Source organism: Steroidobacter sp., assembly GCF_036402275.1.
Classification (GTDB): domain Bacteria; phylum Pseudomonadota; class Gammaproteobacteria; order Steroidobacterales; family Steroidobacteraceae; genus Steroidobacter.
On sequence record NZ_DASWTF010000034.1, the window covers coordinates 248,032 to 269,568 of the forward strand.

Sequence of the window (21,537 nt, forward strand, 5' to 3'; positions counted from 1 at the left end):
GAGGCGACGTTAAGTCGCCTCGAAAAGGCATCCGCGCTCACCCCAGGTACCGCATGACGGCGGCGGTAGAATTATCGCTGAAAGGCGACGACGCCTGCACCGCGCGCCGGCCCAGGGCTTCCAGCCAGGCCCGCAGCTGCTGCGTGTCGTCGCGGAAAAACGCGGCGATGTCCATGTCCCGCAAATTGGCCCAGATGCCGTCGGTACACAACAGGATCACGTCGCCCGCCTGCAACGCGTGGCGGCCGCTGATGGTCATCTCCGGAATGGCCGGATCTCCGCCCAGGCAGCACTCGACGAAATTGCGCATGGGGTGATTGGGCAATTCTTCCTCGGTGATCTTGCCCTCGCGCAACAGCAGCTCGACATGGCTGTGATCGCGCGTCCGCGCAAGCATCTTGCCGTGGCGGATGTGATAGATGCGGCTGTCGCCGACGTGCGCCCAATAAGCCGCGCCTTCCTGCACCAGGCACACGGCGATGGTCGCGCGCGGCCGCGCGTCGATGCTCTGACCGTTGCCGAGGCGCGCCACATCGTCATGCGCGCGGCTCAACGCCATATGCAGGAAGCCGATGGGATCGAACATCGGCAAGGGCGTTTGCTGGAAGGAATCGAGCAGGCTTTTCAGCGCCGTGTCCGCGGCGCGGCTGCCATCGGAATGGCCGCCCATGCCATCGATGACCACGAGCAGCGCCGCCTTGTCGGTGGCTGCCACGGTCACACGGTCCTGGTTGTCCTCACGATCACCGATCAGACTTAAATCTGCATGCTCGATCCGCAAGCGCGGGCTCCGGCCGGACGGCTCTTCAGCTGATACACTTGCCCCTTTCAAGGCGACGCTTTATAGCACCGCGTCACTCAGCGTGTAAGACAGCGTTTGCCTTAATCTTCTTCTACGGCACGAAATAATGATCCGCAGCATGACAGGTTTCGCCCGGCGCGAGCGCCAGGGCCCATGGGGTACGCTGGTGTGCGAGGTGCGCACCGTGAACCATCGCTACCTCGAAACCTCGCTGCGCCTGCCGGACGAGCTGAAGGCGCTGGACAACGACGTGCGCCAGGCGATTGCGGCCGCACTGCGCCGGGGCAAGGTAGACGCCAACCTGTACTTGAAGTCCGCGGCCGGCACGCAGCGCTCGCTGGAGCTGGACCCGCAGCTGCTCGAAGAATTGATTGCGCGCGTCGATCAGGTGCGCGGCCAGTTGAAGTATCCCGCACCTGTCAGCCCCGTCGACCTGCTGCGCTGGCCCGGTGTTGTGCGCGAGGCGGAAGTGGACGTGAAGCCCGTGCTGGCCGCCGCGCTGGAGCTCGTGCAGGAAGCGCTGAACGAGTTGAACGAGACTCGCCTGCGCGAAGGGCAACGCATTCGTGAACTGTTGCTGACGCGCTGTACAACGATGCGCACGCAAGTTCAAGCCGTGCGCGCGCGCCTGCCTGAAGTCTCGCGACGCATGCGCGATCGCATCGTCGAGCGCATCGCGCAGCTCGGCGCGACACCGGATCCGGAGCGTCTCGAACAGGAACTGGTGCTGTACGCTCACAAGATGGACGTGGACGAAGAGTTGGACCGGCTCGGCGCGCACCTTGAAGAAGTCACCTCGGTGTTGAGCTCCGCCGAGCCTGCCGGACGCCGGCTCGACTTTCTGATGCAGGAGCTGAACCGCGAAGCCAACACACTGTCGTCGAAGTCGCAGGACAGCGAGACCACTCGCGCCGCGGTGGACATGAAAGTCGCGATCGAGCAGATGCGCGAGCAAGTACAGAACGTGGAATGAGCGAAGCGTCGGTGCAAAGAGGCAAGTTGTTCGTAATCGCCGCGCCGTCGGGCGCGGGCAAGACGACGCTGGTGCGTGCGTTGATGACGCGCGTTGCGTCGCTGCGCTTCTCGATCTCTTATACGACACGCAAGCCGCGGCCCAATGAGCAGCACGGGCGCGATTACTTCTTCGTCGATCACGCCGAGTTCGAGCGCATGGCTGCGGCCGGCGAGTTTCTCGAGCACGCGCGCGTGTTCGACAATTATTACGGCACGTCGAAACCGCAGGTGGAAGGCATGCTTCGCAGCGGCGACAACGTGCTGCTCGAAATCGATTGGCAGGGCGCGCAGCAGATCCGCCGCGCGATGCCGGAATGTCAGTCGATCTTCATTCTGCCGCCGTCGCGTGAAGCCCTCGAACAGCGTCTGCGCGGCCGGCAAACCGACAATGACGAAGTCATCGCGCGTCGACTGCGCGACTCCATCGCCGACATGTCACATTGGAACGAGTTCGACTTCGTCGTGGTCAACGACGAGTTCGAGCGCGCCACCGGCGACCTCGAAACCATCGTCGCCGGGCTTGGCGACGCGCTCAGACGCGACCGCCCCGAGCTACAAACGTTGATCCGTCGCCTGTTGGGTTGAGCTCCCAATATTTTTTTTCGGCGCCCTCCAGTGCTGAACTTGCCATCGTCGCCACGGACAAAGCTTCTGACCTGCCGCGGATGAGCGGCTCGTAATCAAGGACATTCATATGCGATTCAGAACTCTTCAGCTCAGCACTGTCGCCGCCACCACCGCGCTGTGCGCGTTCCTGGTGTCCGCCGGCGCTTCCGGCGCGGAAGCCGAGCGTCCCCGCACAATCAGCGTCTCCGGGCAAGGTGAGATTCAGGCCGAGCCGGATCGCGCGTTGGTGACCCTGGGCGTGGAAGCGCGTAAGCCGAAGATGGAAGACGCGCGCGCCGAAGTCTCCAAGACCGTCGACGCCGTGCTGAAGCTGACGCGCGATTTGAAGATCGATCAAAAATACGTGCGCACCACGCGCGTGAACATTCAGCCCGAGTACAACTGGGACAACAACGCTCGTGAACGCAACCTGATCGGCTACTACGTCTCTCGCCAGATCGAAATCGAACTGCGCGATCTCGACAAGCTCGGCCAGCTGATGGAGAAGTCGTTCGATCTCGGCGTGAACCAGGTCGGCGATCCGCGCCTGGATTCCAGCAAGCGTCGTGACCTGGAGCGCGAAGCTCTGGCGAAGGCTGTGGCTGACGCCAAGCTGAATGCCGAAGCCGTGGCCAAGGCCGCCGGCGCCCGCCTGGGCCCGCCGCGCACGATTTCCGCCAGCTCGGGCTTCGTGCCGCCTCCGATGCCGATGATGAAGACGCAGATGATGCGCGCCGAAGCGGCGTCCGACGCCGCGGGCTCGTATCAAAGCGGCCAGATGGGATTCAACGGCACGGTCCAGGTCGAGTACGATTTGATTCCGAACACGCCGTAATCGAGCCCGTCTCGGAGGGCTATTCACATGAATCGCCGCTCTCACGGAACGAAACGCAGCGCTGCCTTAGCGGCAGCGCTGCTTCTAATTCAAGGCGCCAGTCAGGCCATCGAAGCGCCGAAACAGACCCCACCACCTGAGCCTCCGGCTGAAGCTCCCGCCGTCACCGTCGCGCCCACCGATGAAACCCAGTTCCAGCAGGTGTTGCAGCGGGTGACGATGTTCCGAACCATGAAGGGCCTGAACGTCAGCGATCAGGTCATCGATCAGCTTTCACGCGGCGAGGCCGATCAGGCCGTCGCGGCATTGAGTACTCTCGCGGCTCAAGGGAATCGGCAAGCAGACATAGCGCTCGTGCGCATTCAACACTGGTGCAACAGTGTGTCCTCGTCGCGTGCGCCCGATTGGAAATCGCAGCTTCCTGAAGTCGGCAAACAATTCCCGCCCGACCGCGCGCCTCGCATTGCTGGTGTGTTGAAGGCCGAGGCGGAGTTCAAACCGCGCGCCATGGCCGGCTGCGGCAAAGCGCGATTCGACTTCGGCGCGATCGAAGCGCGGCTGCGCGCCGCCGCGGATGCCGGCGATCCTGCAAGCGCCACTGAATTAGCGCCCTTCCTTCGCGATGCCGCCAAGCGCGAAGCGCTGATCCAGCAGGCAATCAGTAAAAATTACGCGCCTGCGATGCATGCCGCCGCCAGCAATCTGCTCGTCGCGGTTCAACGCGGGCAGACCACCGAGAACGTCAGCAAGATTCGCGAGTATCTCAAGACCGCGGGCCGTTACATCCCCAAAGCCAAGGTCGATCTGGCGAACTGCATGTCCCTGGGTTGCGATGGCCATCCGGCCGATACGCGTACGGCTTCAGTGTTCGGCCTGGACGCCGCGCGCGACGGTGAGCCGACGGCGTTCTTGTCCATGATGCGCATGCCCTGGGGCCGGCAGATACCGCGCGCCCAGCTGCTGGCGTGGCAGTACTTCGGCAATCGGCTCAACGAAGCCGGCTGCATGGGCGATCAGTACATCGTCACGGCGCTGGGCTTCTCCCAAAGCATTCCGGCGCTGGTGAAGAGCGCGCCCCCGCAGATGCAGGACGCGGCGATCGAACAGGCCGACGCCTTATGGAAAGAGAACGCCGAGCGCGCGAAGAAAGAACTTGGATGCCCGGCTGCCGCCGGTAATTAAGCAGCGACGCGATCGACCAGCAGCACGGTGCCGTCGACGCCAGTGACGCGGGCCTTCGCGCCCGGCGGTAGATTGGGCCCACGAATCGGCCAGTCACGATTGCCGAGGCGGATGCGGCCCGCACCGTTCTGCAATCCCTGCTCCAGCACCACCACCTGGCCAATGTGACTGTGGCCCGAGCGATGGCTGGCGAGCGGACTGTTCAACTCACGCTGTCTCTGGACGTACTGCCGCCAGAAGTACAGAGCGAACACCGTGCTGGCAAAAAGAGCGAACCAGATCATGGACGTAAAAAAAGGGTGAAGTGGGACATCTCGGGCATCGACCGCCCGCGCGCAGACTTTACGGAAGGGTCGGGCCGGCCGCCACGCGCGTTCGGCAAGTTGTGAAACAACTTCGAATTCCGGCGAATCAGCCGGCGCGCTGTGAGGGAATGCCTTGGCGCCGCTTGAGATGGACCAGCAAAAGTGAAATAGCCGCCGGAGTAACTCCCGGCACGCGCGCGGCGCGGCCGACCGTGTCAGGCCGGGCTTCCTGCAGGCGCTGCCGCACTTCCATCGACAGACCGCGCACCTGCGCATAGTCGATGTTCTCGGGCAGCCGCGTGTCTTCGTGGCGCCGCTGCCGCTCGATCTCGTCCTGCTGGCGATCGATGTAGCCGGTGTACTTGGCCTGCACTTCGACCTGCAACTGAACCTGCTCGGCCAGCCGTTCATCGACGTCGGCGGCATTCATCCAGTCGGCCTTACCGACCTGCTCGATGGACGCGAGCGCCGCGTACGAAACTTCGGGCCGACGCAACAGATCGAAGCCGTGCGCTTCACGCGCCAACGTCGTGCCCAGCAATTCGATCGAGCGTTCTTCGGACAGGTGATGCGGACGAACGATCGCGCGATCCAAGCGCTCGACTTCTGCATCGATGGCCTCACGCTTCGCGTTGAAGAATGCCCAACGCTCGTCGTTGACCAGCCCGAGCTCGCGGCCCTTGGTCGTGAGACGCAGATCGGCATTGTCTTCCCGCAGCAGCAATCGATATTCGGCGCGGCTGGTGAACATGCGATAGGGCTCGCTCGTCCCGCGAGTGATCAAATCGTCGACCAGCACACCGATGTAAGCTTCGTCGCGACGAGGCGTCCACGCCTCACGCTCCTGAGTCAGCAACGCGGCGTTCAATCCGGCGAGCAAACCTTGGGCCGCGGCTTCTTCATAACCAGTGGTGCCGTTGATCTGTCCGGCGAAGAACAGACCGCCAATGAACTTCGTTTCCAGGCTGTAACGCAGGTCGCGGGGATCGAAGTAGTCGTACTCGATCGCATATCCGGGCCGCGTGATGTGCGCGTTCTCGAACCCTTTGATCGAGCGCACCAGGTCCAACTGCACGTCGAAGGGCAGGCTGGTGGAAATGCCGTTGGGATAGATCTCGTGCGTCGTGAGCCCCTCGGGCTCGATGAAAATCTGATGCGAGGTCTTGTCGGCGAAGCGGTGGATCTTGTCTTCGACTGAAGGGCAATAACGCGGGCCCACGCCTTCGATAACGCCCGTGTACATGGGCGAACGATCGCAGCCAGCGCGAATGATCTCGTGCGTGCGCTCGTTCGTCGCGGTGATATAGCAATTCACCTGGCGCGGATGATCGCTCCGACGGCCCAGATAGGAGAACACCGGCGCAGGTTCATCGCCCGGCTGCTCGAGCAGCCCTTCATAGTTGATGGTGCGGCCGTCGATTCGCGGCGGCGTGCCTGTCTTCAAGCGACCGACTCGGAAAGGCAGCGCGCGCAATCGCTCAGCCAAACGATTCGACGGCGGATCGCCAGCGCGCCCACCCTGATAATTGGTGAGACCCACGTGAATCTTGCCGGCGAGGAAGGTGCCGACGGTGAGCACGACCGCGCGAGCGCGAAACTCGATACCGGTCTGGGTGATGACCCCGTGCACGCGATCCTGCTCGACGACCAGATCGGCCACTTCCTGCTGGAACAGCGTCAGGTTCGGCTGATTCTCCAGCGTGGCGCGGATCGCCTGTTTGTAGAGCACGCGATCGGCCTGCGCCCGGGTGGCTCGCACCGCGGGGCCCTTGCTGGCGTTCAGAGTACGGAACTGAATGCCGCCGCGGTCGGCGGCCTGCGCCATCGCGCCGCCCAGGGCATCGATTTCCTTGACCAGGTGGCCTTTGCCGATGCCGCCGATGGCGGGATTGCAGCTCATTTGGCCCAGGGTTTCGATGCTCTGGGTGAGCAACAGCGTGCGCACGCCCATCCGGGCCGAGGCCAGGGCGGCCTCGGTGCCGGCGTGACCGCCGCCCACCACGATGACATCGAAATCTTGCGGAAAACGCATGGGAGTAGGGCCCAAAAGGGCCGCCATTCTAGTGGAACCGGCGGCTTAGTTCATGGCTGCCGAACGCGTTTCAAGAGCGACAGGGCCATGCCCACCAAAAGCGCCACCCCGACCACCAGCACTACCCATAAAACCACTACTTTGACGGGCGTCTCCTTGGGCAGGGGCTTGAGTGCGGCGGGACCGCCCAGATCGACGACCGGTCCGGTATAGCCATGTTCGATCATGCGCTCCCGGTCGGCGGCGCTCACGTCGGCGAGCAACCCATCGCACACCGTCGGCTTCGCCACCTCGGCGCGGCGGCTGCCGAATGCCAGGGTGAACGGGCCCTCCCCTTGGGCCAGGAAGCGCACCCTGGCCGGGCGATAGCCCAACTCCAGGCTGCTGTCCCGATAAACCTGCGCGTCCTTCAGAATCTGCACGCGCCAATAGCGGTCATGAACCGCCTGGAATCGCGCCGGCGGACTTTCCCGGCGCACAGTGTCCGAGACGATGACATAACTTTCGCCCGTCCATCGGGTCTGCCACGGCGATTGTTCGTCGGGACGGCTCTGCAGGACCACGCTTGCCGTGCTGTTTGTTTGCTGGAGGCGCACGCGAGCGAAGGTCACGGGCGCGACGTGCTCGGCATCGAACATCAACGCCTCTGTTTGCTCGGAAGAGGTCACACGGGTCGCAGTGAACCACAGTGGCTCGGATTCACGGGTCTCCGACACTTCCTCGGCCAGGACGGAATTGACGATCAACGGCGGGCCGCTATCGACGCGCTGCACGCGCAGATACTCATATTCACGCAACGGCAGGTTGATGCGTTCACGGCGCAACTCGCGGCCGCCCTGCTGCGCGAGTAACAACGTGCTCTCCGGCACGACGGTCTGCCATCGATCCAGATCGTCGCTGGCCTCGATACGCACCTTCACTTCGGAGACGCCGTCCGGGCTGCTCCAATCGAAACGAATGGCCCGCAACGGGTGAGTGTCACGCGCGTCGATGATATGAATCAATCCGCTCACCACTTGAGGCTGGGGCGGTGAGGACTCCTCGACATCCACTCGGGTGCCCGACGGCGTTTGTACATTCACGCGCGAGCTCTCGGTGTAAACCTGGTCGCGACCCCGCAGTATGAAGACTGACAATGACTGCTCGGTCACTTGCGTTTCGGTGGTCTGCGGAACCGAACAGATGGCATGCGGCACCGGCGCGCCATCGGCGTTGAACACTCGCAGATCGCCGAGGTCCTGGCGTGTGACCTCGCGATACACAATATCGGGCAACTCTGTTTCGATCAGAGGCTGAGTGTAACCCGCTTGCACGGACATGCCTTTGACGTAGTCGTTCTTGGTCGGCCCCGCGGCGCTGACGCTGCCGGCAAGCAGGCAGCCCAAGGAAACAAACAGCGACAAGCGCACAGCCATAGGCGATTCCAGATTCCTGTTGCTCGATCTCATCAGTCCGCCACCTGCTCGCTGATTTTTTTCGGTGGCAATGGCGCGAGGTAACCCGTCACCAGCAGCAACGCGCCGACTGTGAGGAACGAGGTGATCCGCGCGAGCGTGCCGATGTTGGACAGGTCGACGAGCAGCAGTTTCGCGACCACGACGATCATCAGCGCCATGCCGACGACCCATACATATCGCCAGCGCTGCCGCGCGGCCAGGGTCATCGCAGTGAAGCCCAGCACAGCCCAGAAGATGGAGAGCGACGCTTGCACGAGCGTCGAGTTCGACAGACCGTGCAGCGTGATCGGCGCGCTGAAATTGTGATGCAGCGTGCGAATGAGCGCGGCGTTCAGCCAGATGAACACCATGCCGGCCACCGCTGCAATCAGCGCACGAGGATCGAATTGCCAGGCGGTGGCGCGCTGCTGTTCGTTCAGTGCGCTCCACCACATCGCGAGCGCCGCGAAACACAGCGCGACGCTGATATCGAGCGGATTCAACAAGGGCAGGTAGGGCAGCCAGGTCGAGTCGCCCGTGCTGGTCAGATTGATGTAAACTACCCACAGACCCACCGCGAGGCCCAATGGAATCGCCGCGTACAATCGATACGCATTCTCGCGCGCTGCCAAGGGCCAACGCGGACTCAGTTGCTGACGGCCGAGCCATGCGACCGCAAGCGCCGGCACAACACCCCACGGCAACTGCGCCCACACACCGGTGGTGCGCTCACCGACCTTGAAGCTGAGTTCCCACGCCGCGATCAACGTGAGCACCCAGCTCGCACCGATGTGAAACCAGTCGAGCCCCTGCATAGCTCGCGACTCGCCCAGGCGCAGCAACCAGAAATGAGCGATGAACAGCAACAGCCAACCGAGCGCGCCCCATTGCCCGAACGGATGCGCAAAGTTGATCGCGGCGGTCAACGCGAAGAAGGCCGACACTGCCGGCAAGTAAGTCGCGACGATCAGTGGCAGTCGCCATTCACGCTTCAAGCTCAATACCGCGAGCAAGGCGGCAGTGAGCGCCACGAAACTAAGCGACGCGCCATACGCGGCCGTTGGAAGGAATCGATCGATCTCGCGCAGGCCGCCCACCATCCACCAGAGGACGCCCCACAGCGTGAATACGACGTCCGCGCCAGTTTCATATTGGGCCCGCAGCGCCTGGTTACGAAACAACCAGTAGCCAGTGCAAATGCCGGAAATGCTGAGCATGAGCGTGCCGAGATAGGCGCTGTTCAAAATGGGCAGGTCGCTCTGATGACCGTACAGGCCCATCAAACATCCGATGCCCGCGCCGATCTGCAGCAGCGCGCCGAACGCGCGAGCGAGCTTTCGTTGCTGCCTCACGCCGAGCCACAACAGACCTGCGCCTTCGACCGCCCACATCGCCGCGGTGGTGCGGGTGTCGAACGCCAGCGGAATCGCGAGGCTGCCGAAGATCACGCCTAACGCAGCGAAGGCTTCCACCAGCAATCGGAAGTTCTCGCGGCCGGTTCGATACAGCACCGCGCCGAGCGCCAGATAGAAAGCGCCCAACGCCAACGCGCTCCATGCCATCGCGTATTCGATGCGCGCGACCATCGTCGCGTGCAAGGTGAACGCGACGACGGGCAGACCGAACACCAGCGATCCCGAGAGATATCCCTTCAAGTCGGGCGGCTGGCGGACGCAATTGAGAATGGAGACGGCGACATACAAGAGGAAGAACAGAATCAGAAACGCGTCTGCCGCGAACAGGTCGGCGCTTTCATAGCTGGTGGCCCGCCACAATCCCGTGATGGTGAAAGTGAATAGGAAGCCCAGCACATTCAGCACTCGCCAGGTGCGGAACCAGGCCACTGCGAACACGCCGAGGTTGAGCACGGCGTAGTAAGTGAACAGCGCGACGTAGTTGCCGCTGCCGGTCGACACCATGATGGGTGCAAGGAAGCCGCCCGCCGTACCGATGACGGCGAGGGACAGTGCGTTCTGTCCCACTGCGAGGATGGCCGCGGCCAGCGCGACGATGACGAGCAAGCCAAAGGCGAGCCCGTTCGGCAGCAGATCGAATCGAGTCGCGGCGTACACCGTTAGATACAGTCCGGCAATACCGCCGCCTTGCAGGAGTTGCGCATAGACCGCGCGTTTCTCCCTCAAGCGCCAGCCGACGATGAGCAGGCCGAATGCGCCCAGAGCGATAGCGACGAAGCGCAGCTCGATGGGAAACATACTGTTATCGGCGGCGTATTTGGCGAGGAACGTCGCGCCGAAGAACAGGATCACGATACCGATGCGCGCCAGCGGATTGCCGCGCTTGAGCCAGCTCGTGAACTCGCCGATGAGACGGTCGATCGCTGTCGGCTCAGCCGGCCGTGAAGTTCGCGGCGGCAGTGAAGCAGCGGCGATACGCGCCCGCGTCTCTGCCGCTATGGCTGCAGCACGATCTTCTCTCGACGGTTGCGGTGCGGGTTGTGCAACTGTCGGCTGCGGTGTTGGCGCTGCCGGCGCGGGTTCTGAAATCGTGGGCTGTGGCGGTGGCGCTGTTGCAGGTGGCGGCGTTTGAGCCTTGCGCTCGCCCAGGTCGTGCGAGAGCTGCAACCTATGCAATTGCTCGTGCAACGATTGAACACGGCCGCGCAGGTGAAACACCTGAGCGAACAAAAAGCCGAACAGGGCTCCGAGCAGGAACCCTTCGCCGTCCTGGCCCATCGAGCCGCCCATCACGGCGAACAGCAAAGTGAGACCGATCGTCAGTCCCTTGGACGATGCTTGGAACGAGGTTTGTTTTCCGGGCTCCATGCGCGCACCGATTGAGTGCCGGGCCACGTCCCGGCGCGCGCATCTTGATGGAGAGGCGCTGGAAGCGCAAACCAGCTATTTAACAATCGCGCGCTGCTGGCCTTTGAGGAGGGCCAAGGCCGCCTGTTCCATTTGGCGGGGCGACATGGAAGTGCGGGGCACTCGTTTCTCGACGATACCGGCTTTCCACGCCTCGAACACGACCGGATTGATATAAGACTTGCGGCACACGGCCGGCGTGTTGCCTAGCGCTTCGGCAACTTTGCGGGCAGTGGCCACGACGCAGCCATTGAACGCACGTTGACTCATCGGCTCCTTGCGCGCCTGGCACGAAAGGAAGGCAATGGCGCGCACCGTCCCGCCCCAGGTGCGGAAGTCCTTGGCGGTGAAATCGTTGGCGCCGCCCATGGCTTCGCGGAGGTATTCGTTCACCATGCCCGAATCCACTGGCTGATGCTGACCATCGTCGTCCACATATTGAAAGAGCGCTTGTCCTGGCAACTGTTGGATGTGCCGGATGAGGCGCGCCAGCCTGCGATCGTCCAGCACCACATCGTGCTGCCGACCGCTCTTGCCGCGAAAGTTGAACGACGCGCGACCGTCTCGCAGGAACTTCACATGTTTGTTTCGCAGCGTCGTCAGCCCATACGAGCGATTCGTGCGCGCATATTCCTCGTTGCCGACGCGAATCAAAGTTTCGGCGAGCAATGTGACGATGACCGCGAGCACCTTGTTCTTGGGCAAGCCTGGCAGCGCCAAGTCCTGCTTCAGCCGTCGACGCAGCTTCGGCAACTGCCGGCCGAACTCGATCATCTTGGAGAACTTGCCGTTGTCACGGGTGATCCGCCACTCGGGGTGGTAACGGTATTGCTTGCGACGACGCGCATCGCGACCTGTGGCCTGCAGGTGGCCACGTTCCTTGGTGCATATCCAGACTTCGGTATACGCCGGCGGAATGGCCAGCTTGCGAATGCGTGCGAGGACGCGTTCTTCGGTGATGCGCTTGTGATCCGGCCCGAGATAGTAGAAACCTTTGCCGCGCTTGTGACGCTCGATACCCGGCTCGGCGTCGGAAACATAGATCAGGCCGTTCTCGCGTGCGTGCAGGTGAGCCTGCACCACTGACTCGGGCAGGTCTGGCGGCAGTTCACGCATCGCCTGAGTTGCCCATGGACATCACGACGGGTGGTTGGCCCGCCCCCGTTGCAGCAGCCCCCAGCCGATCATCGCCACGCCGATCAACAGCAGCAGATGGACCGCGAACACGGCCATCTTGATGCCCAGCCAGAGCACGGCCCAGGCCACCACCAATCCGATTCCCAACCACACCAATGGTTTCATGACGCTCGCCTCTCGCGCCGATGCGCGGCTGCCGTGTGGAAACGTTCCATCCGAGCCTTGGTTCCGAACGCCTTCCGGACGCCATCATTTGATAGTCGATTTGACGCGGCATGGGAGCTGCGACACTCTGCTGTCCCCCGCTTTCCGACAACTCTTGCTCACGGAGCGATGTGCCAATGTTGAAGGCCACTCTGTTCCTCGCCCTGGCGACCTGCCAGTTTGTGCCCTCCCTGGCGGCCGCGGCTGCCGAGCGCCGATTGCTCTCTGCCGAGGACATCAACGCCGTGCGCGACGTGAGCGACCCGCAGCTGTCGCCGGACGGGCAGTGGGTCGCCTATGTGGTTCGCACCGCCGACCCGGTGAAGGACAAGAGCAATAGTCACATCTGGATGTCGAGCTGGGACGGCAAGCAGAGCGTGCAGCTCACCTACTCCGAAGACAGCGAGCACTCGCCACGCTGGAGCCCGGATGGCAAGTATCTCGGTTTCCTTACGGCGCGCGGCGAAGAAGAGCCGCCCGAACAGGTGTGGTTATTGGATCGCCAGGGCGGCGAAGCCAAGCCGTTGACGGGTTTCAATGGCGAGGTTGTCGACTTTAGCTGGTCGCCCGACGGCAAGAAGCTCGCGTTGATCGTGAGCGATGAAGATCCGCGCAAACAAAGCGGCGCGGACAAGGACAAGACCCCGCCGCCAATCGTTATCGATCGCTACTACTTCAAGGAAGACGGCAGCGGCTATCTGGGCACGCAGCGGCGGCATTTGTATGTATTCGATATGGCCACTCGCAAGGCGGAGAATCTCACGCCGGACCCTTTCGATGAAAGCATGCCGAGCTGGTCGCCCGACGGCAACCGCATCGCGTTCTATAGCAATCGCAGCAACGATCCGGATCGCAACAACGAGTTCGGTGTATACACCATCGAACCGCGCGCGGGCGTCACGCCACAGCTGATCACCAAGTTCCAAGGCGATGCCGGCGATTCGTCCTGGATGAGCCCGCCGACGTGGCGACCCGACGGCCGCGAGCTCGCGTTCGTGACGGCGGGCGATCCCAAGCTCATTTATTACTCCGTCCACAATCTCGCCATCGTGTCCGCGAGCGGCGGCGCTGCACGCATCGTCACGAAGAGTCTGGACCGCAATGTAATCGAGCCCCAATGGTCGGCCGATGGCGCGTCGATTTATTTCCTGCTGGAAGACGATCGCAATCAAGTGCTGGCGCGGATGAACGTTCGCAACGACAAGATCGAGCGCGTCCTCGATGGGCGACGCGAGTCGGCGGATTACGATCTGGGGAGCAAGGGTCGGATCGCCCTGCTCGATAGCACGGTCGATACACCGGACGCTGTTTACGCTCTCGAGGGCAAGCAGCTGCGTGCGCTGTCACATCACAATGACGAGTGGCTTGCGAGCGTGAATCTGGGCACGACCGAAGAAATTTCGTTTCCGTCCAAGGACGGCACTCGCATCGGCGGCTTCGTCGTTAAACCCCCGGGCTACGTCGCGGGCCGACGTTATCCGACGTTGCTTTGGATTCACGGCGGGCCAGTGTCACAGTACGCGAACTCATTCTCTTTGACGTGGCAGATCTTCGCTTCGCAGGGTTATGTGATCGTAGCTGCGAATCCACGTGGCAGCTCGGGGCGCGGTGAGGCATTCACGACCGCCATCTACAAGGACTGGGGCGGGAAGGATTCGGAAGACGTGCTCGCCGCGGTCGATCACGTCGTCCAGCAAGGCATCGCCGATCCGAATCGCCTTGGCGTAGGCGGCTGGAGCTACGGCGGCATTCTCACCAATGTCGTGATCGCCAAGGACACGCGCTTCAAATCCGCCACCAGCGGCGCGTCGATTTCCAACGTGCTGGCGGGTTACGGCACGGATATGTATATCCGCGAGTACGAGATGGAGCTGGGCTTGCCGTGGAAGGATCTCGACACCTACCTGCACAACTCATACGCGTTCCTGCACGCCGATCGCATCAAGACGCCGACGCTGTTCCTGTGCGGCGAACAGGACTTCAACGTGCCGCTGCTGAACTCGGAGCAGATGTATCAAGCCCTGCGCAGCCTGGGCGTGCCGACACAGCTGATCATCTATCCTGGGGAACATCACGGCATTCGCAAGCCGTCGTATCTGAAGGATCGAATGCAGCGATACCTCGACTGGCACGGCAAGTATCTGCACACGCCTATTTCTTCTTAGTGGGCGCGCGGCGCTTACTCGTCGATCGGGGCTGCGGCGACTCGGTGTCGCCGCGGCGGCGCAGACTTTCGATCAACGCATCGCCACGCGTCGTGCGCACGATTTGATCGCCTTGCACGTCGTCGCGAATGCCCGCTGCCGCAGCGGCGGGCTGTCGAATCAGATACGCACCTCGCGGAGTAAATTTCGAAGATGATGGCTCGACCGGGTCGTACGCCTTGTACCACCAGCGCGCCGCCTGCCAGATCGCCTCGGGACAACTCGATGCCGACGGCAATCCCGGACTGAGATCGATGCCCGCCAGACCGTGCGCTCGTTCCAGCAGCGTCGCGGACGGAATGCCGTGCCCCTGCATCAGCGGATTGCCGCTACCACCCACGGCCCAGCAATAGCCGAGCCACGCGACCACCTGCGCCAGCAGATCGACGATGTTACGTTCCTGACCGATGCGCGCGACGTGATCTTTGATGGTCGCGTGATCGTCGGTGAATTGCAGGATCGCGATGTTTGGATAGAACGTCGGATTCCCGTAGCGAGACTCCGCATCAAGCGCCACAGCTTCCAAGCCGTTGCGCTCCACTCGCGCGCTGCTATCGCTGATGGCATCGACGCGGGCCGTCATCATCATCTTGCCGTCGATCAGCAAACCGCAGGTGGACCAGAAGCTCGGCAGCAAATCCTGCCGCAGCTCCGACTGCGCCACGCGCATTCGGAAGTCGACGATGGAAGTGCCTCCGAGCAACAGGACACCGTCGCGGTAACCGGTCGATTCCAGCCACGTGAAATTGGACAGTTCGCCATCGGCCGCGGCCTCGGCGGGAGTCTCGGTCAGCAAAGGATTGCCGATGGCAACATCGGAGCGACGCAGTCCGGAAAGATTCATGTGCTGATCCCTAAGAAATATTCCTTACGGAAACTGGCGCGAGCGACATCGAGATCGTCCAGCCGCCAATGCGAGACGGTGCAGAACACGCGCTGCCCGCGCCGATAGAACTCCAGTAACACCGTGCCCTCGGCGGAGGAGCGCAACGCCTCGTCGGTGTGCATGGAAGCACCATTGAACGCATGGCGAGCCGGCAGACTCGTTTTCTCCGGCGCCGGCGACCAGGCGCCCAACAGTGACAATAGGCGACCGCCGGCAACCATGGCCAGAGGCGAGCTGATCATTTCAGTGACCCGGCGCTCCACATTGCCGGGCCGGGACGACCACGCGACGCGGCTGAAATGCAAATCTCCCGTGAGCACGGTCGTGCTGCGAGCCGAGCGACCGAGTAGATCCATCAGGGCGGTATAGTCGTCTTCGTAGTCCGCAAGACGATAGTCCGCGAAAGCGCCCGTGCGCTTGCTGGCGTTCTCGAACAGAGGTTGTCCCACGACCAAAACGCCGAGGCCGTGAGGTTCTGCCGCCCAAGCTCGCACTTGTTTCCACTGTGCGTCTGAAAACAAACGCCCACAGCATTCAGCGCGGTTCACTCTGGAATCGAGCACCAGAAAATCCAGGGGCGGCACGCTGAATCGCTGAGCAGTTCCGGTGTCGCCTTGGAATGTCCGTCCAAGCTCGCGGGCCATGGCCAACCAAGCTTCACGCTTGGCGCGTTTGCGTGTGTCCCAGGCGACAGCGCTGGGATTTGGCGCGTTATTCCAAAGCTCGTGGTCGTCCGTGCAAAACACGTTCGCTCCGGTCGGAAAGATAGCAGCCAGGCCTTGGTCGGCGAACCACGTTCGGGCGTACGTGGCCGAATGCAGACGCTCCAGCTCCGGCACGCCATGAGACTTGATCGCGAATTCGTACCACGGCGCATCCAGATACACCTGATCGCCCGCCCAAACGCGCAAGTGGGGCCGCAATCCATTTCGATCCAGCTGCGACAAGAGCGACGACGCAAGGCGCGAGCGCTTGTTTCCGGTGAAGTAACACGACGACAGCAACACTCGCAGCGGCGTGGTCTCATCGCCAAGCTGTTCAGGCAGAGTCACGAAGCTCGCATGCGCCCGTTCCTCGCCATTGAGATCGGCGCAGGCTTGATACGCGCGATCTGGTGTGAGGTTGGGCTTATCGATGAACTGATATTGCAATGGCATGACACCGGCGGGTTGCCACTGCGCGCCTGCACCGGATGGAAACCGCTGCCAGTCTTTCGCCCGCACCGGGATATCGATGCCGTTAACTCGCAACGAAATCGAATTCAGCAGGGCTTCATCGAGATCTCGCGCGCACAGCCAGAGCCGGGCGCTGCGCTGAGTGACCAGATGCGGCACGAGATGAAGCATGGCGCGAAATTCTGCCGGTCGGCGCATGACAGCCGCAAGCAAACGCCTCTGTCGTTATATACAGTTTTGCGCCATCATAGCCGCGATGAGTATCGCCGCCAGTACCGCCCTCGAATCCCCGTCCGTCCCGGCCTTCGGAGAAGGACTCAATGCCGCTCAACGACGCGCGGCTCTCTATGGGGCGCGCTCTGCGGACGGCTTTACCGCAGGCCCATTGCTGATCATCGCCGGCGCCGGCACAGGTAAAACCAACACGCTCGCTCACCGAGTCGCACACTTGTTGCTGGAAGGCGTACCGCCTGAGCGCATCCTGCTGCTGACCTTTACACGCCGTGCGGCTCAGGAAATGCTTCGTCGGGCGGAACGCATCGCCACTCAAGCGCTGAGCAGCTCGCCCAAGGCCGGTGCGATCCACCTCAACGCCGCGCGCCTGCTCTGGTCCGGCACATATCACTCCATCGGCAATCGGCTGATTCGCGAGTACGCGCACGTCGTCGGGCTGGAGCCGTCGTTTTCGGTGCTGGATCGTGGCGATGCCGCCGATCTGCTGGACGTCGTACGCCAGGAGCTGGGGTTCTCCAAGAAAGAGAAGCGCTTTCCGCGCAAGGACACCTGTCTGGCGATTTATTCGCACAAGGTCAACAGCCGGGCGCCGCTGGGGCAGACCCTGCAAGACGTTTTCCCCTGGTGCGCCGAGTGGGGCGACGATCTCGGCAAGCTGTTTCGCCGCTACGTGGAGATCAAACACTCGCAACAGCTGCTCGACTACGACGATCTGCTGCTCTACTGGCACCTGCTCGTCCAGGAACGGCAGCTCGCTCAAGACATCGGCGCGCGCTTTTCGCACGTGTTGATCGACGAGTATCAGGACACGAACACCCTGCAAGCAGAAATCGTGATGGCCATGAAGCCGCATGGCGCGGGCGTATGCGTGGTCGGCGACGATGCGCAGGCCATTTACTCGTTTCGTGCCGCGACCATCGAGAACATCCTGGAATTCCCGGGGCGTTTCTCGCCGGCCGCGGAAGTCATCAAACTGGAGCACAACTATCGCTCGGTGCAGCCGATTCTCGACGCCGCCAATGTGTTGATGAGCGACAGCCCGCGCCAGTATCAAAAGGAGTTGCGCTCAGGCCGCGCAGCGTCGAAGCGTCCCGCTTATGTGTCCGTACAGGACGATAAGGCTCAATCGCTGTACATCGTGGAACAGATCCTGGCCGCGCGAGAGCAAGGCGTGCCGCTGCGTCGGCAAGCGGTGTTGATGCGCAATTCACATCACGGCGACGTGCTCGAGCTGGAGCTGATCCGACGCAATATTCCCTATACCAAATACGGCGGCCTGAAATTCCTCGAAGCCGCGCACGTCAAGGACGTGCTGGCGCTGCTGCGCTGGGCGGACAATCCGAAGCACCGAATTGCCGGGTTCCGCGTGTTGCAGTTGTTGACGGGCGTCGGCCCCGCAGTCGCGGAACGTTGCTTGAAGGTTTTCGAAGCGAGCGGCTTTGCCTGGCCGACGCTCGCCTCGTATCGCATGCCGGCGGCGGCCGAGAAGGATTGGGCCGGATTGGTGGAGCTGGTGAACGACCTCTCGCAGGCGCGCGAGTGGATCGGCCAGCTCAGCCGCTTGCGCAAATGGTATGAGCCGCAGCTCGAGCGCATTTACGATGCGGCTCGCGTGCGCATGGGTGACATCGAGCAACTGGAACGGCTCGCAGGCCAATATGCATCGCGCGAGCAGTTCATCACCGAGTTGACGCTGGATCCGCCGCAGGTTAGCGGCGATCTGGCCGGCGATCCGGCACGGGACGAGGACTATCTGATCCTGTCCACCATTCATTCGGCGAAGGGCCAGGAATGGGACTCGGTGTATGTATTGAATGTGGCCGACGGCAACTTCCCGAATGAGCATGCCACCGGCAAGCCCGAACTGATCGAGGAAGAACGGCGTCTGCTGTACGTGGCGATGACGCGAGCAAAACAAGACCTGCATCTGGTCGCGCCGCTGAAATACTACATCACTCAGCAAAGCCGCACTGGGGACGCGCATGTCTACGGCGCTCGCAGCCGGTTCATGACCGATCGACTCATGCAATGTTTCGAACAAAAAGCCTGGCCGGCCACGCCCAATGTTCCCTCCAGTCCCGCCTCTGAGACCAAAGTACGAATTGACGCAGCAGCAGCCCTGCGCGCAATGTGGGACTGAACCCGTTTCATAACAAATCGCACGGACCCAACCCATGGCGAAGCGCAAGACCCGCGCCGCGACGGCGACTCGCGGTCGTAAACGTGTGTTCGACGTTCGGCGTGACACGTTGGACTTTCGGGACAAGATGTATGTCCCTACGTTGATCGAGGTGCCGACCGAGCGGGAGTTGCAGCGCTATCGCGAGCATCGCATTCCGATTCTCAATCAGGGCTATGAAGGCGCGTGCACGGGTTACGGGCTCGCTACGGTGGTCAATTACTTACTCACCACTCGCAAAGTGGTGAGCGATTGCAACCCCGTGAGCCCACGCATGTTGTACGAGCTGGCCAAGCGCTACGACGAATGGCCGGGCGAAGGCTATTCAGGTTCGAGCGCGCGCGGCGCGATGAAGGGCTGGCACAAACACGGTGTGTGCTCGGAAGAGCTTTGGCCGTCGGTGCCCAGCAAAAGTAACAAGGGGCAGCTGATTACTGGCCTGAATGACGCGCGCACCGGCGATGCCCTGCGCCGTCCACTCGGCGCTTACTACCGTGTGAATCACAAAGATCTGGTCGCCATGCACACGGCCATCGCCGAAGTGGGCGTCCTGTTCGCCACGTCCAACGTGCATCAGGGCTGGAGCCAGCCGGGCGACGATGGTTTGATCGAGCACTCGGAGACGCTGCTCGGCGCGCATGCGTTCGCCATCGTCGGTTACGACAGGCGCGGGCTCTGGATCCAGAACTCCTGGGGCGAGGAGTGGGGCTACGAAGGATTCGCTTGCATCAGTTATGACGACTGGCTGCAGAACGCCACCGACGTGTGGGTCGCCCGCCTGGGGGCGCCCATCGAGCTGAAGAAGAGCAGTTCGACCGCCGTGGCGCACTCTGCGTCAGCGGGGCAGTCGGCCGCGTATTCCTATCCAGATTTGCGACCTCACATCATCAGCCTCGGCAATGAAGGAGAGTTCAAGGCCGGCGGCAACTACGGCACCTCGGCCGAGGAAGTGGCCGAGCTGTTCAGGAATGAACTGCCCAAGGCCATCGAGAGCTCGGGCTACAAACACATTCTTCTATATGCGCACGGCGGCTTGGTCAGCGAGACCTCGGCCGTGCAGCGGCTTGCGGACTATCGGCCCGCCATGTTGTCGGCCGGCATCTATCCCCTCACTTTCATCTGGCACAGCGATTACTGGACCACGGTCAAAAACATTTTGAACGACGCGTTCCAGCGCCGGCGGCCGGAAGGTCCGCTCGACGCCGCCAAGGATTTCATGCTCGACCGGCTCGACGACGCGCTGGAGCCGCTGGCGCGAGTGCTGTCGGGCAAGGCAGCCTGGGATGAAATGAAGGAAAATGCACTCGCGGCCACCCAGAACACAAAGGGTGGAGCGCGCGCCGTCGTCGGTCATCTGAAACGGCTGCTGGACAAATTACCGAAGCAGCAGGCGCCGAAGATTCACGTCGTGGGTCACAGTGCCGGCAGCATTTTCCACGCGCCATTGATCACTGCGCTCAATGAGGCGGGTATCGACGTGGAGACCTGCACACTATGGGCGCCCGCATGCACGACCGAGCTGTTCAAGCAACACTATGTTCCGGCGATCAAAAGGAAGCGCATCAAGCAATTCTCGCTGTTTGCGCTGTCGGACAAAGCGGAGCAGGACGACCACTGCGCCAACGTCTATCACAAGTCGTTGCTCTATCTGGTGTCGCACTCGTTCGAGGATCAACCGCGAATTCCGCTGTTCCGCGAGGGTGTGCCCATCCTCGGCATGGAGAAGTTCCTGCGCAAGGATGCGGAGCTGATGGCGTTGTTCAAGAACGGCAATGCCGATCTGGTGATTTCGCCGAACAACAAGCCGCTCAATGCCATAGATGCGTCGACAGCGTTACACCACGGCGATTTCGACAACGATGGCGCAACCGTGCGCGCGACCCTGCGCCGGATGCTCGGTGACGGCGCTCCGAAGAGCGGCGCCCTCAATTTCCAACGCTCGGCCTCGTCTCTGCGTGAGCGTCGAGTGCGCGCAGATAAGGCGGCGGGCTTCTGAGAATTCTCGCACGGGCGCTGCATTGAGGTTGGATCGAGCCGGTGCAGCGCCGGTCGACGGGTAGTCGCAACGAGAACTGAATGGGCGAGCGCTGGCAAGCTTTGGGGCGCTCGCCTGCGTTGGTGGTGAGTGCCTCGACCATCAGATAGGTCCCCACTGTGAGTCTAGTGGCCGCGATCTTGCCGCCGGCGAGCTCCAGCACTCGTCTCGTGCCGCGCGGGGCAATCACCACTCGCCATGGCGGCACTTGTTCTACTAACTCCAGAACGCGCATCTGTCGGTTCAGAAACACCACGTCGATATTGAAGCGCATTCCTATCGTGTGAATGCTTCCTCCAGGGACAAGCAATAGCCCTTCTTCCTCGGGAATGTCCGCGCGATTGAGCAGGCCAAGGCAACGTGAGCGAAACGAACAAGCCATGTACACGTGACGTGCGATGCACCGCCCATCGGCGGTGTGTAACTCCAGGGTCTTCATGAGGCATCCT

17 protein-coding genes are annotated in these 21,537 nt (G+C 62.2%); 7 read left to right on the forward strand and 10 right to left on the reverse strand.

The window, feature by feature from the left end; genetic code table 11:
• Nucleotides 1-37 precede the first annotated feature (37 nt).
• The gene (locus VGD45_RS18870; protein WP_331156892.1) at nucleotides 38-781 is read right to left on the reverse strand and encodes a PP2C family protein-serine/threonine phosphatase; all 744 of its coding nucleotides are present in this window, start codon (nucleotides 779-781) and stop codon (nucleotides 38-40) included.
• Between the two features lie 139 nt (nucleotides 782-920).
• Between VGD45_RS18870 and VGD45_RS18875 the strand changes: the two genes are divergently transcribed.
• From VGD45_RS18875 to VGD45_RS18890, 4 genes are all read left to right on the forward strand, one after another.
• The gene (locus VGD45_RS18875) at nucleotides 921-1,775 is read left to right on the forward strand and encodes a YicC/YloC family endoribonuclease (protein WP_331156893.1); all 855 of its coding nucleotides are present in this window, start codon (nucleotides 921-923) and stop codon (nucleotides 1,773-1,775) included.
• Nucleotides 1,776-1,786: 11 nt separating this feature from the next.
• A complete protein-coding gene (gmk, locus tag VGD45_RS18880; protein WP_349263308.1) occupies nucleotides 1,787-2,401 on the forward strand; it encodes a guanylate kinase in 615 nt (204 codons plus the stop codon).
• Between the two features lie 109 nt (nucleotides 2,402-2,510).
• On the forward strand, nucleotides 2,511-3,257 hold the full coding sequence (locus VGD45_RS18885) for an SIMPL domain-containing protein (RefSeq protein ID WP_331156895.1): 747 nt from the start codon (nucleotides 2,511-2,513) through the stop codon (nucleotides 3,255-3,257).
• A 27-nt stretch (nucleotides 3,258-3,284) separates the two neighbouring features.
• On the forward strand, nucleotides 3,285-4,439 hold the full coding sequence (locus VGD45_RS18890) for a hypothetical protein (protein ID WP_331156896.1): 1,155 nt from the start codon (nucleotides 3,285-3,287) through the stop codon (nucleotides 4,437-4,439).
• Here VGD45_RS18890 and VGD45_RS18895 read toward each other — a convergent pair.
• From VGD45_RS18895 to VGD45_RS18920, 6 genes are all read right to left on the reverse strand, one after another.
• Entirely contained in the window at nucleotides 4,436-4,723 is a 288-nt protein-coding gene (locus tag VGD45_RS18895) for an NfeD family protein (protein WP_331156897.1), read from the reverse strand. The genes VGD45_RS18890 and VGD45_RS18895 overlap by 4 nt on opposite strands.
• A gap of 127 nt (nucleotides 4,724-4,850) precedes the next feature.
• A complete protein-coding gene (gene mnmG, locus VGD45_RS18900; protein WP_331156898.1) occupies nucleotides 4,851-6,776 on the reverse strand; it encodes a tRNA uridine-5-carboxymethylaminomethyl(34) synthesis enzyme MnmG in 1,926 nt (641 codons plus the stop codon).
• Nucleotides 6,777-6,826: 50 nt separating this feature from the next.
• Complete coding sequence (locus VGD45_RS18905) at nucleotides 6,827-8,191, reverse strand: DUF3999 family protein (RefSeq protein WP_331156899.1); 1,365 nt, start codon at nucleotides 8,189-8,191, stop codon at nucleotides 6,827-6,829.
• A gap of 32 nt (nucleotides 8,192-8,223) precedes the next feature.
• Complete coding sequence (locus VGD45_RS18910; RefSeq protein WP_331156900.1) at nucleotides 8,224-10,995, reverse strand: DUF2339 domain-containing protein; 2,772 nt, start codon at nucleotides 10,993-10,995, stop codon at nucleotides 8,224-8,226.
• A 75-nt stretch (nucleotides 10,996-11,070) separates the two neighbouring features.
• Nucleotides 11,071-12,150: a hypothetical protein gene (locus VGD45_RS18915; protein WP_331156901.1), complete on the reverse strand. Its 1,080-nt coding sequence runs from the start codon at nucleotides 12,148-12,150 to the stop codon at nucleotides 11,071-11,073.
• A gap of 21 nt (nucleotides 12,151-12,171) precedes the next feature.
• Nucleotides 12,172-12,336 carry a hypothetical protein gene (locus VGD45_RS18920; protein WP_331156902.1) on the reverse strand — a complete coding sequence of 55 codons (165 nt, stop codon included), beginning with the start codon at nucleotides 12,334-12,336 and terminating at the stop codon, nucleotides 12,172-12,174.
• Between the two features lie 176 nt (nucleotides 12,337-12,512).
• Between VGD45_RS18920 and VGD45_RS18925 the strand changes: the two genes are divergently transcribed.
• Nucleotides 12,513-14,540: a S9 family peptidase gene (locus tag VGD45_RS18925; RefSeq protein ID WP_331156903.1), complete on the forward strand. Its 2,028-nt coding sequence runs from the start codon at nucleotides 12,513-12,515 to the stop codon at nucleotides 14,538-14,540.
• Here the strand turns inward: VGD45_RS18925 and VGD45_RS18930 are convergent.
• Nucleotides 14,527-15,423, reverse strand: a complete 897-nt coding sequence (locus VGD45_RS18930) for a hypothetical protein (protein ID WP_331156904.1) — start codon at nucleotides 15,421-15,423, stop codon at nucleotides 14,527-14,529. The genes VGD45_RS18925 and VGD45_RS18930 overlap by 14 nt on opposite strands.
• A complete protein-coding gene (locus tag VGD45_RS18935) occupies nucleotides 15,420-16,811 on the reverse strand; it encodes a hypothetical protein (protein ID WP_331156905.1) in 1,392 nt (463 codons plus the stop codon). Before VGD45_RS18935 ends, VGD45_RS18930 begins: the two co-directional genes overlap by 4 nt.
• Before the next feature lie 85 nt (nucleotides 16,812-16,896).
• Here VGD45_RS18935 and VGD45_RS18940 point away from each other — a divergent pair, with 85 nt between their 5' ends.
• Entirely contained in the window at nucleotides 16,897-19,014 is a 2,118-nt protein-coding gene (locus VGD45_RS18940) for an ATP-dependent helicase (RefSeq protein WP_331156906.1), read from the forward strand.
• Nucleotides 19,015-19,048: 34 nt separating this feature from the next.
• Entirely contained in the window at nucleotides 19,049-21,049 is a 2,001-nt protein-coding gene (locus VGD45_RS18945; RefSeq protein ID WP_331156907.1) for a C1 family peptidase, read from the forward strand.
• Here VGD45_RS18945 and VGD45_RS18950 read toward each other — a convergent pair.
• Nucleotides 20,979-21,527, reverse strand: coding sequence for a DUF192 domain-containing protein (locus tag VGD45_RS18950; RefSeq protein WP_331156908.1), 549 nt, complete (start codon nucleotides 21,525-21,527; stop codon nucleotides 20,979-20,981). The genes VGD45_RS18945 and VGD45_RS18950 overlap by 71 nt on opposite strands.
• Nucleotides 21,528-21,537 lie beyond the last annotated feature (10 nt).

Coding starts and splice junctions, on each gene's coding strand:
- VGD45_RS18875 (WP_331156893.1), top strand. CDS start 921: ATGACAGGTTTCGCCCGGCGCGAGCGCCAGGGCCCATGGGGTACGCTG.
- VGD45_RS18885 (WP_331156895.1), top strand. CDS start 2,511: ATGCGATTCAGAACTCTTCAGCTCAGCACTGTCGCCGCCACCACCGCG.
- VGD45_RS18890 (WP_331156896.1), top strand. CDS start 3,285: ATGAATCGCCGCTCTCACGGAACGAAACGCAGCGCTGCCTTAGCGGCA.
- VGD45_RS18895 (WP_331156897.1), bottom strand. CDS start 4,723: ATGATCTGGTTCGCTCTTTTTGCCAGCACGGTGTTCGCTCTGTACTTC.
- mnmG (WP_331156898.1), bottom strand. CDS start 6,776: ATGCGTTTTCCGCAAGATTTCGATGTCATCGTGGTGGGCGGCGGTCAC.
- VGD45_RS18905 (WP_331156899.1), bottom strand. CDS start 8,191: ATGGCTGTGCGCTTGTCGCTGTTTGTTTCCTTGGGCTGCCTGCTTGCC.
- VGD45_RS18910 (WP_331156900.1), bottom strand. CDS start 10,995: ATGGAGCCCGGAAAACAAACCTCGTTCCAAGCATCGTCCAAGGGACTG.
- VGD45_RS18915 (WP_331156901.1), bottom strand. CDS start 12,150: ATGCGTGAACTGCCGCCAGACCTGCCCGAGTCAGTGGTGCAGGCTCAC.
- VGD45_RS18920 (WP_331156902.1), bottom strand. CDS start 12,336: ATGAAACCATTGGTGTGGTTGGGAATCGGATTGGTGGTGGCCTGGGCC.
- VGD45_RS18925 (WP_331156903.1), top strand. CDS start 12,513: ATGTTGAAGGCCACTCTGTTCCTCGCCCTGGCGACCTGCCAGTTTGTG.
- VGD45_RS18930 (WP_331156904.1), bottom strand. CDS start 15,423: ATGAATCTTTCCGGACTGCGTCGCTCCGATGTTGCCATCGGCAATCCT.
- VGD45_RS18935 (WP_331156905.1), bottom strand. CDS start 16,811: ATGCTTCATCTCGTGCCGCATCTGGTCACTCAGCGCAGCGCCCGGCTC.
- VGD45_RS18940 (WP_331156906.1), top strand. CDS start 16,897: ATGAGTATCGCCGCCAGTACCGCCCTCGAATCCCCGTCCGTCCCGGCC.
- VGD45_RS18945 (WP_331156907.1), top strand. CDS start 19,049: ATGGCGAAGCGCAAGACCCGCGCCGCGACGGCGACTCGCGGTCGTAAA.
- VGD45_RS18950 (WP_331156908.1), bottom strand. CDS start 21,527: ATGAAGACCCTGGAGTTACACACCGCCGATGGGCGGTGCATCGCACGT.